General features: G+C 35.7%; 17 protein-coding genes. 13 read left to right on the forward strand and 4 right to left on the reverse strand.

The features are described 5' to 3' along the window. The first annotated feature begins 48 nt into the window (after positions 1-48). Both U8526_RS05180 and U8526_RS05185 read left to right on the forward strand, forming a co-directional pair. Positions 49-951 carry a WYL domain-containing protein gene (locus U8526_RS05180; protein WP_334340902.1) on the forward strand — a complete coding sequence of 301 codons (903 nt, stop codon included), beginning with the start codon at positions 49-51 and terminating at the stop codon, positions 949-951. Between the two features lie 23 nt (positions 952-974). Further along, positions 975-1,985: a helix-turn-helix transcriptional regulator gene (locus U8526_RS05185; RefSeq protein WP_334340903.1), complete on the forward strand. Its 1,011-nt coding sequence runs from the start codon at positions 975-977 to the stop codon at positions 1,983-1,985. Positions 1,986-2,018: 33 nt separating this feature from the next. Here the strand turns inward: U8526_RS05185 and U8526_RS05190 are convergent, their stop codons facing one another. Then, the gene (locus U8526_RS05190) at positions 2,019-2,603 is read right to left on the reverse strand and encodes a hypothetical protein (protein WP_334340904.1); all 585 of its coding nucleotides are present in this window, start codon (positions 2,601-2,603) and stop codon (positions 2,019-2,021) included. Positions 2,604-2,830: 227 nt separating this feature from the next. Here U8526_RS05190 and U8526_RS05195 point away from each other — a divergent pair, with 227 nt between their 5' ends. The 5 genes from U8526_RS05195 (at position 2,831) to U8526_RS05215 (ending at position 6,138) form a co-directional block, all read left to right on the forward strand. Then, on the forward strand, positions 2,831-3,499 hold the full coding sequence (locus tag U8526_RS05195; RefSeq protein WP_334340905.1) for a type 1 glutamine amidotransferase: 669 nt from the start codon (positions 2,831-2,833) through the stop codon (positions 3,497-3,499). A 125-nt stretch (positions 3,500-3,624) separates the two neighbouring features. Continuing rightward, the gene (locus tag U8526_RS05200) at positions 3,625-4,149 is read left to right on the forward strand and encodes an SRPBCC domain-containing protein (protein WP_334340906.1); all 525 of its coding nucleotides are present in this window, start codon (positions 3,625-3,627) and stop codon (positions 4,147-4,149) included. Next, positions 4,149-4,979 (forward strand): SDR family oxidoreductase, encoded by an 831-nt coding sequence (locus U8526_RS05205; RefSeq protein ID WP_334340907.1) that lies wholly within the window; start codon positions 4,149-4,151, stop codon positions 4,977-4,979. Before U8526_RS05200 ends, U8526_RS05205 begins: the two co-directional genes overlap by 1 nt. Before the next feature lie 15 nt (positions 4,980-4,994). Further along, positions 4,995-5,504 carry a MerR family transcriptional regulator gene (locus tag U8526_RS05210; protein ID WP_334340909.1) on the forward strand — a complete coding sequence of 170 codons (510 nt, stop codon included), beginning with the start codon at positions 4,995-4,997 and terminating at the stop codon, positions 5,502-5,504. Between the two features lie 34 nt (positions 5,505-5,538). Beyond that, the gene (locus U8526_RS05215) at positions 5,539-6,138 is read left to right on the forward strand and encodes an alpha/beta hydrolase (protein WP_334340910.1); all 600 of its coding nucleotides are present in this window, start codon (positions 5,539-5,541) and stop codon (positions 6,136-6,138) included. 37 nt (positions 6,139-6,175) lie between these two features. On the opposite strand, the gene U8526_RS05220 is transcribed toward U8526_RS05215, so the two are convergent. Both U8526_RS05220 and U8526_RS05225 read right to left on the reverse strand, forming a co-directional pair. Next, positions 6,176-6,982: a hypothetical protein gene (locus U8526_RS05220; RefSeq protein WP_334340911.1), complete on the reverse strand. Its 807-nt coding sequence runs from the start codon at positions 6,980-6,982 to the stop codon at positions 6,176-6,178. 196 nt (positions 6,983-7,178) lie between these two features. Further along, on the reverse strand, positions 7,179-7,418 hold the full coding sequence (locus U8526_RS05225; RefSeq protein WP_334340912.1) for a hypothetical protein: 240 nt from the start codon (positions 7,416-7,418) through the stop codon (positions 7,179-7,181). A 118-nt stretch (positions 7,419-7,536) separates the two neighbouring features. Between U8526_RS05225 and U8526_RS05230 the strand changes: the two genes are divergently transcribed. The 6 genes from U8526_RS05230 to U8526_RS05255 all read left to right on the forward strand — a co-directional run bounded on the left by U8526_RS05230 (position 7,537) and on the right by U8526_RS05255 (position 14,526). Next, positions 7,537-7,917, forward strand: coding sequence for a YueI family protein (locus tag U8526_RS05230; protein ID WP_054642827.1), 381 nt, complete (start codon positions 7,537-7,539; stop codon positions 7,915-7,917). 17 nt (positions 7,918-7,934) lie between these two features. Beyond that, on the forward strand, positions 7,935-8,912 hold the full coding sequence (locus tag U8526_RS05235) for a ribose-phosphate diphosphokinase (RefSeq protein WP_334340913.1): 978 nt from the start codon (positions 7,935-7,937) through the stop codon (positions 8,910-8,912). A 272-nt stretch (positions 8,913-9,184) separates the two neighbouring features. Continuing rightward, positions 9,185-9,889, forward strand: coding sequence for a trehalose operon repressor (gene treR / locus U8526_RS05240; protein WP_334340914.1), 705 nt, complete (start codon positions 9,185-9,187; stop codon positions 9,887-9,889). 37 nt (positions 9,890-9,926) lie between these two features. Further along, entirely contained in the window at positions 9,927-11,444 is a 1,518-nt protein-coding gene (locus U8526_RS05245; RefSeq protein ID WP_334340915.1) for a PTS transporter subunit EIIC, read from the forward strand. A gap of 9 nt (positions 11,445-11,453) precedes the next feature. Further along, a complete protein-coding gene (locus tag U8526_RS05250) occupies positions 11,454-13,772 on the forward strand; it encodes a glycosyl hydrolase family 65 protein (protein ID WP_334340916.1) in 2,319 nt (772 codons plus the stop codon). Positions 13,773-13,884: 112 nt separating this feature from the next. Further along, positions 13,885-14,526 (forward strand): SDR family oxidoreductase, encoded by a 642-nt coding sequence (locus U8526_RS05255; RefSeq protein ID WP_334340917.1) that lies wholly within the window; start codon positions 13,885-13,887, stop codon positions 14,524-14,526. Positions 14,527-14,574: 48 nt separating this feature from the next. On the opposite strand, the gene U8526_RS05260 is transcribed toward U8526_RS05255, so the two are convergent. After that, positions 14,575-14,937, reverse strand: coding sequence for a hypothetical protein (locus U8526_RS05260; protein ID WP_334340918.1), 363 nt, complete (start codon positions 14,935-14,937; stop codon positions 14,575-14,577). Positions 14,938-15,178 lie beyond the last annotated feature (241 nt).

The raw sequence follows: 15,178 nt of genomic DNA on the forward strand, positions 1-15,178 counted from the left end.
AATGCTAAACTTTGAATTGTTATGAAGGTTAGGAGAGGGGGCCGACTGTTGACTAATAGCAAGGATAAAAATAGTCAAGAACGAGTGTTAACTATCATGGGGAGAATGATGCTCGGAGAAAAAATTGATATCAACAATGACGCTGAAAGATATGGTGTCTCTAGGCGCACAATTTTACGCGATTTGAGTACAATTAAGCATACGTTAATAGATAAAGAAGTAGGGAATTATCAATTACAGATCAAATATAACGAGAAGCAAAACAATTATAGTATGTTTGATCATGGAAAATTATCTTGTACAGAAGCAATAATCACACTTTTGCCGTTATTAGGTAGTGAGTTAAAGGCAGATAATAAGTTAATTAATAAAATACAAAAGAATATAATATCGTTAGTAGCAACTGATGAAAGAAAGGCTGTAGGCACTCTACTGGCTAGTTCTTATGAGTCTAATGGCTCAGCAAAGCGTAATAAGGATGTCTTAAAACTGATTCATCAATTTATAGATGCAATAATTAATCGAAAAACTGTTCAATTTACATACAATGGTCAAACGCAGGTATTGAAGGGTGTGCCAATATCGATATTTTCCAAAAGAGATCATTATTATATATTGACGTATGTGGAGAGCGGACTGAGTAAGAACGTTGTTTATCAAATAGATCAATTCAAAAATATCAAAGTATTAAATAACGAGATAAAAGTACCCCGAGAGAAGCTAGAGGATAGAAGTCAGATTAGCAATAAAAACTATGTTTCTAATAGCGGTGAAGAAATACACTATCGTTTCTTGTACCTTGGAGATCCGCAAGACGCTTTAAACAGATTGCCCGATTTTCATATTTCGGAACATAAAGAAAATGGAGTTATTATTGAGGGGAATATAATTTATGCTAAGGATTTAGTTTGGGTATTGGATCACGGCAAACAGGTGAAGATAGAAAAATAAATATATTTTGGAGGATATTTTCAATGGACGATGAGTTAACAGAAGAAGAAAAGCGTATTAAGGAATACGGAAGCCGTTATCGAATTGTAGAATTACTTCTTCAGTTGCTTTCTGGCGAAACCTTTAATATCGATGAAGCGATGGAACATTATGGGGTAAAGAAGAAAGCCATTCAACTAGATTTGAAATATATGAGATTTTTATTAGATAGATATATGCCTGATCGAAAAATTGTTTACGATCCGAAAGAACAAGTTTATCGAGTTGAAAATAAAGGCGTGGTCACATCGGCCGAGGCACTGATGGTCTTGAAAATGATTATTGGGACACGAACTTTCAGTAAAGATGAGCTAGAGGATGTTGAAGAAGGAATTCTTGACTTAGTTTCTTATAAAGAACGTTCAAGTGTGAAGACGTTGTTAGCAACGACTTTAGGTAAGTATTATCCCGTTAAAACAGAGGATAACTTAATAGAACGAATTGATAAATTTGCTAACTGGATTCTCAAACATAAGACGATTGAATTCACATATAATAGTAGTAGAAAAGACAGTGATCCCGATAAAACCTTTATAGGTGTACCAATCAATCTGTATTTTGATACTTCATTTTATTATGTGATGGTTTATTTGCTAGAGGATGAAGACGATAAGAGCAATCCACGTGTCTTTAGAATCGATAGATTTGATTTTCCGATTATGGAAAAACGTAAATCTTACAACATACCATTTAATAAAAAAGTCGATGAAGGCGAAGAACTTAAAAAGACTTATCTACTAAGAATGGGCAATGACGTACACTATAAATTTCAATATTGGAATTATCCTCAAACGGCTTTGGATAAGTTGCCAGGATCAAGAATTGTTGAAACCAAAGATGATGGTAGCGTAATTATTAAAGGTGAAATCTTTTCAGAAGGTGCGTTGTTATGGATTTTTAGTCAGGGAGATGGATTAAAGGTTCTAAAGCCTGAATCATTAGTTCGAGAAGTTAAGGAACGCTTGAAAAAGGCAGTTGAATTATACGATAACTAAAAAATCGTTTGGAAATTAATCCAAACGATTTTTCTAGTTGTTCAGGATATCTTCGATTTGACCGTGAACTTTTTCAGCTTTCCACCAGCCATTTGATCTTGAGTAATGATAGATTTTTTTAACATCACGTTTAGCAAATTTCTTTAGTGCGTCAAATGTCTTTGTGCCTAAGGCAATTATAGTAACATCGTCAGGAATGTTTAACTCGTCAAGATGTTTTTCAAATTTTTCAACATCATTTTGAGTTATTTTGACTTTGTCACTTTTACTTTCTATTGTAGAGGAAACATCGGTCATAAATGAGCCCCAGATCTCAGTATTGTAAAGAGCAGCTGCTAAGCGATAGTCAGCACTCTTTTTAGCACCATGAAAATTTGAAAATGGTTCGGCTGGCTGTTCAGAAGCCGCATTACCGGGATTCATTCCAGCAATAACATATTTTGAAGACTTAAGTTTGGAGTCTAAATCCTTATTTAGTTTTCCAGATGGGAAATGATTTGGTTGATAATTATCACCAAAAATACGTTGGCGTTCATCAGGTGTTTTATTTGTAAGATCAACGTCTGGAATATCCCAAATTGCCCAACTGTCCATAGAGTTAAATTTTGAATTTTTCATAGTAATACCTCTCTCATAAATTTATTTAAAACCTTTGTTATCATTTATAAATAAAGAATATCACTGATAGCCGTCATAATATGTCACTCTTTGTGTCTTCAAAATAAAATTTGTTTTTTATTAAAAAGTTTCATTGGTATGTAAAAGGTACATGCTATAATATTCTCATCTTGGGCAGTTGCAGGCGATACCCAGTCAAACATTGCCGTTGATGTGAAAGGATTTATATGAGAATCAATGTTTTACAGCACACTCCAAATGAAGGTCCAGGGATGATTCAGGACTGGTCGCAGTCACATAATCATGAAATGTACACCTATCATCCTTATCAATTTGGATATTTGCCAACCGCTGATGAGACTGATATGTTAGTCATTCTAGGTGGCCCAATGAGTCCCAATGACGATTTACCTTGGATCAAACAAGAGCGTGAATTGATTGCTAAAATGATTGAACAGGATAAGCCAATTTTTGGTGCTTGTTTTGGAGCTCAACAGATTGCTAAACAACTTGGCTACAAAATCAGTAAGGCACCGGCTAAAGAAGTAGGCTGGGCACCAGTTTATTTACAATCACAAGTAATTCCTGATTTGCCTCAACAAATGAACATTTTACATTGGCATGAGGAAATGTTTGAAATTCCTGATAAGGCTGAATTACTCTTTTCCAGTGATAAGGTTAAGAATCAGGGTTTTGTGATGAATCATCGAATTATCGGACTACAATTTCACTTTGAACCCAAAGCGGATAATGTCCGTGAAATGGTGGTAAACGATTTTCCATATATCAAAGGTTCAGTTTTGAATCAGACGGCGGAAGATATATTGCAAAGGCCCGTTCCAGTTGAGAATCGTGAAATTCTATTTAAATTGTTGGATTATATTAATATGAATTAAGTTCATATAAGTGAAGATTAGATTCTTCACTTATTTTTTTTGAGAAAAATTGAAATTAATCCTTGTCCTGAAGTCAACTCCAGGATATAAAATGACTTTATTCTTAAAAAAGAGGACAAAAAATTATGAAAACAATTAATTGGTCTACAGACTATTTACCAGGAAAAACAGATAATTTTGTTTCTAATGAAGTTATCACTGACAAAGTTAATATTGAGGATATTTGGAATAATCTGGTCGACACTTCCAAGTGGGAACAATATTACGACAATGCAGCAAATATTGATTTAAGTATTAAAAATGACTCTAAACTTCATTTTGCGGAAACATTTCATTTTGATACTTTTGGATTTCCAATTGACGCTCAGGTTATGGAATTGGTGGAGCCTAATGATGGGAAAGTAGCACGTTTAGCATGGCATGGATGGCAAGATGGCGATGCCGATACACAATTTGACGTCTATCATGCTTTCTTAATTGAAAAATTAGACGATGGTCGAGTTCGTTTGTTAACTCAAGAATCACAGATCGGTAAACCGGCAGCGGAACTGTCACAACAAGACCCTAATCCGATGCTCAATGGACATCAAAAATGGTTAGATGGTCTAGTCAAATTTACCAAGAATAATAATGTGGAGGAATCTAAATAATGAAAAAGACATGGTTAATAACAGGTACTTCTAGTGGTTTTGGAAAAGAATTGGCTAAAGTAGTCGCAAGTCAAAAAGACACTAATCTGGTTGCAGCAGCAAGAAAAATGTCAGATTTGGATTATTTGAATCAGTTTGATAACGACAAAATTGAAAAAGTGATCGTAGATGTGATGGATAAATCGGAAATTGAGACTGCCGTTTCGAAGGCAAAGGATAGATTCGGAACAATTGACGTTTTAGTGAATAATGCAGGACTAGGCTATTTTTCCACAATTGAGGAAAGTGATATGGATCAAGTTCGCTACATGTTTGAAGTTAACGTGTTCGGACTGGCCAATATGACTAGTGCTGTCTTACCAATTATGCGTTCACAAAAATCAGGTGTTATTGTAAATCTTTCATCAGCATTGGCATTGACGACTTTGCCTACAATGGGCTTTTACAGTGCTACCAAGTATGCAGTGGAAGGTTATGCGGATACTTTACGACAAGAAGTAGCCGATTTAGGTATTCAAGTTATGAATGTTGAACCTAGTGGCGCCAGAACCGATTGGTCTGGTCGTTCATCAAATAAGGTCACTCCTAAAATTTCTGATTATCAACAGTTTGGGGATTCAATCTCACACGTATCTGATTCCGTCACAAATGCACCTGGAGATCCTCAAAAAATTGCCGAAGTGATTTATAATCAAGTTACAGATAATGAAGATATTCCTAATCATCTGCCTTTAGGTCAATTTGCGTATGAAGGTGGTTTGAAGAATTTAGAAGGAATAACTTCCGAGATAAAGAGCCGTCAAGCAATTTCTTTATCAACAGATGACTAATAATGGGAGAAAATTATGAGTTATAGTATAGGACAGGTATCAAAAGAGTTAGGTGTCACGATTGATACAATTCGTTATTATGATAAATCGGGCTTATTGCCATTTGTTAAAAGAAATGATATTGGTCGACGAGAGTTTACAGATAATGATATCCATTTAATGAGAACGATTATTTGTTTGAAAAATGCCGGTGTTTCAGTAGCTGATATCTCAAAATTTATTGAGTATCGTCTACAAGGGGACAGCACTCTAGAAAAAAGATATCAATTATTGGAAGAACATCGTCGAGACCTGCAGCAACAAATTACGGATCTAGAAGATACAATGAGTTATTTAAAGTTTAAAGAATGGTACTATCAAACTGCTGTCGAGGCGGGAACAGAGACGATTCATTTTGTTCCAGGTACGAATGAGGTTATTCCAGATTTAGATAAAGAATATAGTCAGCATTTGAAGAATGAGGGAAATTTAAAAGAATTACAAAATTTTGCCAATGTTAAGGACTATCGTAATCGAAATAATTAAAATGAAGAAAAGAGTTTTTGTTGGAGGCCAAAGTTTGAGAAAAGTCATTATTTACGTTCACGGCAAAGGTGCGAGTGCGGCCGAAGCTGAACGTTTTAAAAAGATTGTTCCAGATTATGACATTGTCGGAGTGGACTATCAGGAATATTTGCCTTGGATCGTGGAAAAACAGATTAAGGAAGTCTATGATCAAGTGCGTCCTAATTACGATCAAGTTATGATATTGGCTAACAGTATTGGTGCTTATTTCTCAATGTTGACTAAAGGTATGAAGCTAACGAAAGCTTTGTTCATATCACCGTTATTAAATATGGAGAAATATTTATTAAATTCAATGGAAGAAAATGGTATTTCCGAAGATGAATTACAAAATAAAGGCGAGATAACTATTGGTCGAGAAAGATTTTCTTGGCAATCGTTACAGTATGTGAGAGATCACCCGATCGATTGGCAGGTTCCGACTGAGATTCTCTATGGAGAACGTGACGATCATACTTCAAAGGCAGTATTGAATGAATTTGTTCAGCATCATAACGTTGATGTAACGGTAATGAAAGATGGGCAACATAGATTTCATACCAGACCACAGGTGGCTTTTCTAGATAACTGGTTAAAAGAAAAATTAGAGAAATAAAAAAAGTCGAATCATTGCGATTCGGCTTTTTGTGTCGTTAAAGTCCTGATGTGTAAGGTCGAGTACTGTCAGCGAGAACTTCAGAATTATCGTCAAAGTACCAGGTGATATTTTCAAGATCAGGTTCAAATTCATTAACATTGAGATTAGATTCAGCAACACCAATTGTTGGAGCAGAACTGGTAGTTTTTAGAAGTTGACCAGTGACTTTTGAATTATTCAGAGCGTAGAGTTCGCAGAAAGCTTGGTTGTCATTGGAGTTGATGGTGAGATCAACAAATTTAAGCGTACTGTTATCGTCTAAATAAATTGTGTCATCGATAATTGCATTTTTCACGGAAGAATCAGTTTGTTTAGTAATCAGGCCAGCAACATGGGTGTTTTCAAGATAAAGTTGGCAGTCATATAAATCGAGGCTAGAGGAATTCAAGTTATCAATGTCGATTTTAGAATCGACTAGTGAAATATGAGCACTTTTACCATAGACACAGTCCCATTTGTCTTTCGAAGTGTGGGAAATGTGAAGATTACGACCAAATAATTCAGAATTATCGTACATCGCAATCGTGTTAAAGTGTTCACCACCGAAAGATAAAGCAAAGTTTTGAGCAATAAGAGTTGCGCCTTCGCCTAAAAGAAAGCCAAGGTTTAATTGGATAGCGTCAGGATTGTGCGTTTGACCAATTATAGTTAGATTATGTTTGATGGTAAAGACACATGGGCGAGATTGTGAAAAGTAAGTTCCAGGTAGAAGTTTGATAGTGTCACCCGACTTAGAATTTTCGATAGCATGATATAATTCAGTTTCATTGTCATTTTTGTTACCAATCGTAATAGTTGTCATATGACGACCTCCAATTAATTTATACCTTTATTCTAATCGGCTCAGTGTCAGAATATGGCATTTTGGAGGAGTGCAAAGAACTAAATGGAATAAAATAAAAATAACAGTTTCCATTAGGCATTCAAGACATATATATGCTTGGATAATTTTACGGAAACCGTTATTTATTTTGGTATTTAAACTTTACTTCTATCTGTTATATTTTCTTTTTCAAATGATAAGGAACTACACTCTTATCAGAGTCTTTAACGTTTGATTTCTCGTCTTTTGCGAAGTATACGACAAAAGATTTATTGTCACTAACATCCTCAGCAACGATAAGGGATGATTCATAAGGATCTTTAGCTTTGTAAATTTGTGCTCCACGGACGGCCTCACCAAAGTCTTTAGAGTTGGCAATGGCATCGCCTGGGTTAAAAAATACCATCTCATCCATAAGTAACACATCCTTTCTTTACACACATTATACAATTTTACGTGTCGAGTAAGGAAGAATTGTCATTCTTTTATATTATTACTTTCTCCGCTATACTATGACGTATGGAGGGTAAAATATGACTAACGTTGAAGATTATATAAAAAAGAATATTTTTGGCAAGCCACAGTTAAAGCCTGATGAGAAGAATAAGTTCTTGGGAAACTTTGCTGAGAGGGTAGCGATTGCTTTAACCGTTTCACAAGTGAAAAATCCAGACAATGTAAATATTGTTGAAAACGTAATGAAAAAGTATCCGGACTACCATTTGTATTTAAATGGAAAAATAGATTCATATTTACTGGATAATTATCTCCAATTGAGTGTAAAATTAAAGTATAAGTTTACAATAGTTTCACAATCGGGAGTTAGGACTAAAAATAAGTCATTGTCTGAAAATGACATGGGCTTAGTAATTGCTGACGAGAGTAAACCTGTTGGTAGACCAGTACTTATATAATTTTTTGGAGGACAAATATGTCTAATAGTACATTAGATAACGTTGCTTTACTTTCTTTAAATGGTAATAAACCATTAGCTAAGAGAATTTCTGACTACATGGGTATTCCATTATTGGATGCAAGTGTTTCACATTTCAGTGACGGTGAAATTAACATTCAAATCAATGAAAGTATTCGTGGAATGGACGTTTACATCATTCATTCTGTTTCAGATCCCGTAAATGACAATTTTATGGAATTGATGATTGCTGTAGATGCTCTTAGACGTGCAAGTGCACAAAACATCAATTGTGTATTGCCTTACTTTGCATATACTCGTTCAGATAGAAAGTCTCGTTCAAGAGAACCTATCTCTGCCAAGTTATTTGCAAATATGTTGGAACTAGGCAAGGTTGATCGTGTAATCGCCCTTGATATGCATGCTGATCAAATTCAAGGATTCTTCGATATTCCTGTTGATCACCTACGTGCTATGCCTATTTTCGCTAGTTACTTTGAAAAGAGAATCAAGAATCCTGATGATTTTGTTTTCGTTGCTCCAGATCACAATTCAACAAAACGTGCTCGTGCCTTAGCCGAAGTGTTTGGCTCACAAATTGCTATCGTTGATCAAAGATCTACTGAAGATAATAGTGTTGTTCCTGACATCATTGGTGATGTTGATGGTAAACAATGTGTTATCGTTGATGATTTGATCGATACTGGTACAAGAATGATCAATAGTGCCGAAGCTGTTAAAGTAGCTGGTGCTAAGACAATTTCCGCTGTCGCAACACATCCAATCTTTTCAAAAGATGCTGCTAAGAGACTTGAAGCCTCAGACCTTATGCAAGTTCTAGTTTCAGACTCAATCGTGGTACCCGATGATTGTAAGTTCGACAAGTTAAAGATCCTTTCTGTAACTGATCTTGTTGGTGACGCTATTAGAATGACAGAATTGAATGAATCAATTGATTCATTGTTTACCGTTCGTGATAGCTACACAGAAATCTAAAAAACTTAATAATAGATCCAATCGTAATTGACGATTGGGTCTATTTTTTTTGGATTCAATTGCTATTAAATAAATAAAAAATTATGATTTAAATATTAAATATATACGATTTGTATAGAATCATGAATAAAAAGGGAAAAAACTTGTCTAGTTTTAGTTTGGTTAAGCTCTCGGCGTTTGTAAACAACTTGTCTAGGTTTTTCCATAAATGCCTTTAAAACGTTGATGTAAGCGCTTTTTATTCATGCTAGTCTTAGGTCGTTGGAGGTCATATGAAAAAGTACTTGGTAATATATCACGATTTGTTAAGTGGTATTCAAACACAGAAATATCAATCTGGAGAACTTCTTCCCAGTAATCAACAGTTGGTCATGCGTTACCACGTATCCCGGGAAACAGTGCGTAAATCAATGCAGTTACTAGCGGATGAAGGATATATCCAAACCATACGAGGCAAAGGGAGTTTAGTTTTAAGTACGAAACGGTTTTCCTTCCCAGTCTCATCGATAAAAAGTTATAAAGAAATAGTTAAAGAGAATGGCATGGATTCCAAGAATAGAGTGATTAAGATTCAAAATCATGTTTTAGTGCCAGAAAACCTACTTTTTGGATCAGATCAAATTTATGCACAATTAATTGTCCGTGAAAGGATCGTTAATGGGATACCTACCATTCTAGATTATGATTATGTGAATGAAGACATAGTAAAAGATATTCCTGTGGAAGAGGCTGAGAATTCGTTGTTTCACTATTTTGAACACAACTTGGGATTAACAATTGATTATGCGATTAAACATTTAACCGTTGAGAACCCCGAATACGATGATTGTAATCAATTAGGAATTTCATCATCTGTACCAATGGTTGTGGTTCGAAGTGAAACACATCTCACAGATAGCCGGATTTTATCATATACCGAGTCAAGACATCGGGCAGACAAATTCAGCAGTGTTGAGTTTGCCAGACGTCATCATTAAGTACCAAAAATAAAATAAGTTTGAGGGAGTAAGAACAATGGCAAAGGGGAAAGATTATTCAGAGTTAGCTTCTCAGATCATCACTTATGTCGGTGGACCTGAAAATATTAATAAAGTCATTCATTGTATTTCACGTTTGAGATTTTACTTAAAAGACGAGAAAAAAGCTCAAACAGAGAAAATCACCAATTTAGATGGTGTTGCCGGTGCCTTATATAACGCCGGTTTAGGTCAGTACCAAGTTGTCATTGGACCAGCTGTTACTGATATTTACGATCAAGTAATTGCCCAATTGGGTGAAGAATTTTCTGATGAGGATGCTACTGAATCAGCTGTTGAGGAAACTAATGGTCAGGCCGAGTCTGAAAAGAGACCGACGAACCTTTGGGGCTGGATCTCTAAAGGGTTCCAAGTATTAATTGGAACTATTACTGGTTCAATGATTCCTATCATTGGATTATTAGCTGCTTCAGGTATTTTAAAGGGATTTTTAACATTATTTACATTTAACTTGAATTTGATCGATACCAAATCAACAACTTATATCATTATTAACGCTATGGGCGATTCAGCCTTTTACTTCTTACCAATTTTAGTTGGTTACACCGCTGCTAAACAGTTACGTTCTGATCCAATTGTTGTGGCTGCAATTGCCGGTGTATTGGTTCATCCTACGATTGCTGCATTATGGGCAGCACCAACTAAGGGAATGGCTACTTTCTTAGGTATTCCAATGAACGCTGAATTCTTTGGTATGCCAATCCATATCCCACAGTACACATATTCAATTTTCCCAATTATCTTTGCTGCTTGGTTAGCAAGACCAGTTGGTAATTGGCTCAAAAAAGTTCTACCACTTAGTTTACGTTCGATTTTCCAACCATTATTTACGCTATTCATCGTTTCCGCTGCTGTTTTAGTTATCATGGGACCAGTTATTTCCTTGATTTCAAGTGGATTAGCCGCTTTGATCAATCTATTAGTAACAGCTAATGAAGCCGTCGCTGGATTAGTAATCGGTGCTTTCTATCAAGTCTTAGTAATCTTTGGCTTGCATTGGATGGTCGTTCCTATCGTTTCAAACGATATTGCTATGACAGGACATTCAGTTTTGAACGCTTTGATCAACTTTACAATGATTGCTCAAGGTACTGGTGCTTTGGCCGTTTGGGCTAAAACAAAGAATGCTAGTGTTAAAGGTTTATCATTAGCTGGAGCTTTATCAGGTTATGCCGGTGTTACTGAACCTGCTATGTATGGTATTAATTTGAAATATGGACGTGTTTTCTGGATGTCTAATATTGGTGGTGCTGTCGGTGGTTTCTTAGCCGGATTAATGAAGATCGATATGTTTGGTTTCACAGGTTCATTGATTGGTTTCCCATCATTCTTCTCAAAGACAAATCCTAATAATATTTGGGCTTTCGTAATCGCTAGTGCTGTAACAATCGTTATCTCATTCGTTTGTGTTTACCTATGGGGCTTCAGCGATGCTGACTTGAGTAAAGTTAAAGCAGCACAAAAGAAGAACGTCTTTAAAGATGCTGTAAACTAGGAGGTCGTTATGACAGAAAACTGGCAAATAATCTATCAAGATACGCCAAAGGGCGTTAAATCCTATGGTCAAGAAGCTTTGTTAACTCTGGGCAATGGCTACCTTGGTTGGCGGGGTGCTCCATTGATGAGTCGTTATAACGATAATCATTATCCCGGTTTGTATGTTGCCGGAATTTTCAATCAAACAACGACTAAAGTTAATTCTCGAGATATTGTGAATGAAGATCCAGTTAATTTTCCTAATCCTCAATTGTTAAAAATTAAAGTTAATCAAACTGAAATTACGGTTCCGTATGACCAACGTAAAGCCGTGCTGGATATGCGCGAAGGTAATTTAACAGAAGAATTAGTTTATCCAGTTGATTCAGGACATTTATTCGTTAAGACAATAAAAGTTTGTGACCCAGTCTCATATCATCGTTTGGCTCTAAAAGTGGAAATATCACTAGATTTTTCAGCTCAAGTGAACGTTGAAATGGTATTGGATGGTAAAATTCAAAATCAGAATGTTGCTCGTTATCGCAAGTTTAACAGTCAAGAATTCAAAGTAGTCAAGACGTCGGACCATATTTTGCAGGCAAAAACTTTACAATCAAATATTAAGTTTGCTGTAGGAGCTAAAACTACCAGTCCCAATGCTGATTTTGAAACGACTTATAATCAGGATTCAATTGTGGATCGTACGACGTCTAAATTATCTGCTAAAGAAATTTTGAGCGTTGAGCGAGTTATGACAGTAGCGACTGACTATGAAAGTTCGAACTATTTAAAGATTGTCAAAGATGCTCTTGATCAAGGAACCTTTGATAAAGTCAGTCAAAATAGCCATGAGCATTGGTCAGAATTCTGGAAAACTGCCGATGTCGAAGTGAAAACTGATGATAAAGATATTCAAAAATTGATTCGATTAAATATTTTCCAATTACATCAGGCAGCACAAAAATTGGCCAATCCAGATTTAGACGCCTCAGTTGGTTCACGTGGATTAACAGGTGAAGGCTATCGTGGTCATATTTTCTGGGATGCATTATTCTTTGTTCCTTACTACACGACTATTGAACCCGAAACGGCTAAAGCTTTGATGAAGTATCGAATCAAACGTTTGCCAGCTGCTAGAAGAAATGCCGAATTACAACGAGAACATGGTGCCATGTATCCTTGGCAGTCAGCTAGTATCGGGGATGAACAAGCACAATTGATTCATTTAAATCCCATGACTAATGAGTGGTATCCGGACAATTCACGATTACAACGTCACGTATCTTTAGCTGTCGTGTATGATATTTGGAGTTACACGCAAATGACTGGTGATAACAGTTTGTTGAAGCAAGGCGGGTTAGACGTTCTTTTACAAACAAGTAAATTTTGGCTAGAAAAGGCTCAATACGACGGTGAAAACTATCATCTATCCGGTGTTATGGGACCAGATGAATTCCATGAAGCTTACCCTAATACGAATCAAGGTGGTTTGTCAGATAATGCTTATACTAATTTGATGGTGGCCTGGTCATTGACCTGGCTATTGAAATTACGTAAAGAAATGCCAGAAACTTTTAAAAAAGCTTGCGAGGAATCTAATTTTGACGAAACATTAATTCGTAAAGCTGATGAGATGTCTCATAAACTGAAAATCTATATCAATGATCAGGGTATTATCGAGCAGTACAATCACTATTTCGAATTGAAAAATTTGAATTTAGCTGACTATGAAAAAGAGTATGGCGATATTCATCGAATCGATCGAATTTTGACAGCTAAAAATAAGTCGGCTAATGATTATCAAGTTGATAAACAAGCTGATTCATTGATGATGATTTACAATTTAGGTCCACAAGTGATGCAAAAAACTTTAAAACAGTTAGGCAATAATTTACCAAGTGATTGGTTGAAAAAGAACCGTGACTATTATTTAGCCAGAACGGTACATGGTTCAACGGTTTCTAGACCTGTATATGCTAGTATCGATATTGCTTTAGGGGATGTCGATAAAGCTTGGAACAAATTACAAGTAGCAATCCGTTCCGATTATGACGATATCCAAGGCGGAACAACTGCTGACGGTATTCATACTGGTGTCATGGGTGCAGTACTAACTGTGATCATGCGTGATTTTGCCGGTGTAAGCTTTGTGGATGGTAAGTTGAATATTGATCCGCAATTGCCAAGTAAATGGCAGAAACTATCGTTTGCTCAACAATTTCAAGGTATAACGTATCGACTGACTTTTGAAGATAATACAATAAAGGTCAAAGCTGACCGTGGCTGTGTTGTGAAAGTACGTGGTCACGAATATCAGTTGGAAGCTAATAAAGAAGTTAACTATTAAAAAATATCCAGAGATCATTAAATTGATTTCTGGATATTTTTTATAGGATACATAATAATGGCAAAATTAAATACTTATTGTTAGAGTGAAGTTACTCGAGGAGGTATTTGTAATGAAAGTACTTATTATTGGTGCCCATGGTAAAGTGGGACGCTTATTGATTGATGAACTTCAAAACAAACAGATTCATTTTGTGGCTGGCTTGCGTAATGAAGAACAAATCAAGGCCTATCAAGCAGAGGATATTGCAACACAATATATTGATTTAACTGCACCGATAGCAGAAATCAAGAACTCGATTGAAGCTTCTGGAGCTGATACAATCGTATTTACCGCTGGTGCTGGTGGAGCTGGATACGATTTGACGATGGAAATCGATTTAGATGGTGCCATCAAGACAATGGATGTCGCCCAAACATTAGGAATCAAGCGTTATGTAATGGTCAGTGCCGTTTACAGCGATGATCCTAGTAAGTGGGAAGCTTCCGGAATCAGACCATATTACATTGCTAAACACTATGCGGACAAATATCTTCGTAGCACAAACTTGGATTACACAATTGTTCATCCAGGAATGTTAACGAATGATGATGCTGTTGGAAAAATCAATATTCAAAGCAATTATGAAGGTGGCAGTGTTCCAAGAGCCGATGTAGCTAAAGTTATTACACAAGCTTTGGAAACACCTTCTACAATTAAGAAAGATATTAACTTTGTTACTGGCGATGAAGATATCGTTAGTGCCGTTAGATAAATAATAAGGTCCAGAAATCAATTAAGATTTCTGGACCTTATTTATGTCCTAAGCGAGTAAAGTTTCTGGGACAGTGGTTGTCTTCTTTTGAAGACGACGAGAGATATTTCTTCTGAGCTGTTCATTTTCAAAAACAACTTGATCATAGTTGTTCTTAAGCAAGTAGCGGGCAACTTGTTTAGAGAAATAGTTAGCTTTGACAACGTTCTGCTTATTTGAGCGTTTCATAAAAGTATTGAAAAAGTTGTTCATCATTGAATTGAGAACATTTGTTAAAAAGGGGATTCTAATCTGTTTAGTGTTGGCGGTGTACCAAACTTTTTGATTATCGAGTGTGATGATAAGTTCATTACCACCGACATAGGGAATCTTCTTGGTATTCATAGCTACGACAGCAATTTTCTTTGGCATATTCAAGACTCCTTAGTTTGTTTAATTATTAGCATAATATCATGATAAAAAATATATTAATAAAAAACGATTTTTTTGCTTGCTGATATGATGCCCTAAGCCCTGTTAGGTCAAGTATAACGAAGTATCTGGACAATTTGTAGCGTTTATTCAATACTTATTAATTGACAACGTTTACATTATATTTGATCAATTTTTTGACCAAGATTATCTAACCAAAGTAAGTTTAAATGTGCCTTAA

Origin of the sequence: Companilactobacillus sp. HBUAS56275, assembly GCF_036913655.1 — a bacterium.
In the GTDB taxonomy this organism is placed as follows: domain Bacteria; phylum Bacillota; class Bacilli; order Lactobacillales; family Lactobacillaceae; genus Companilactobacillus; species Companilactobacillus pullicola.

Coding starts and splice junctions, on each gene's coding strand:
- U8526_RS05185 (WP_334340903.1), top strand. CDS start 975: ATGGACGATGAGTTAACAGAAGAAGAAAAGCGTATTAAGGAATACGGA.
- U8526_RS05190 (WP_334340904.1), bottom strand. CDS start 2,603: ATGAAAAATTCAAAATTTAACTCTATGGACAGTTGGGCAATTTGGGAT.
- U8526_RS05195 (WP_334340905.1), top strand. CDS start 2,831: ATGAGAATCAATGTTTTACAGCACACTCCAAATGAAGGTCCAGGGATG.
- U8526_RS05200 (WP_334340906.1), top strand. CDS start 3,625: ATGAAAACAATTAATTGGTCTACAGACTATTTACCAGGAAAAACAGAT.
- U8526_RS05205 (WP_334340907.1), top strand. CDS start 4,149: ATGAAAAAGACATGGTTAATAACAGGTACTTCTAGTGGTTTTGGAAAA.
- U8526_RS05210 (WP_334340909.1), top strand. CDS start 4,995: ATGAGTTATAGTATAGGACAGGTATCAAAAGAGTTAGGTGTCACGATT.
- U8526_RS05220 (WP_334340911.1), bottom strand. CDS start 6,982: ATGACAACTATTACGATTGGTAACAAAAATGACAATGAAACTGAATTA.
- U8526_RS05225 (WP_334340912.1), bottom strand. CDS start 7,418: ATGGATGAGATGGTATTTTTTAACCCAGGCGATGCCATTGCCAACTCT.
- U8526_RS05230 (WP_054642827.1), top strand. CDS start 7,537: ATGACTAACGTTGAAGATTATATAAAAAAGAATATTTTTGGCAAGCCA.
- U8526_RS05235 (WP_334340913.1), top strand. CDS start 7,935: ATGTCTAATAGTACATTAGATAACGTTGCTTTACTTTCTTTAAATGGT.
- treR (WP_334340914.1), top strand. CDS start 9,185: ATGAAAAAGTACTTGGTAATATATCACGATTTGTTAAGTGGTATTCAA.
- U8526_RS05245 (WP_334340915.1), top strand. CDS start 9,927: ATGGCAAAGGGGAAAGATTATTCAGAGTTAGCTTCTCAGATCATCACT.
- U8526_RS05250 (WP_334340916.1), top strand. CDS start 11,454: ATGACAGAAAACTGGCAAATAATCTATCAAGATACGCCAAAGGGCGTT.
- U8526_RS05255 (WP_334340917.1), top strand. CDS start 13,885: ATGAAAGTACTTATTATTGGTGCCCATGGTAAAGTGGGACGCTTATTG.
- U8526_RS05260 (WP_334340918.1), bottom strand. CDS start 14,937: ATGCCAAAGAAAATTGCTGTCGTAGCTATGAATACCAAGAAGATTCCC.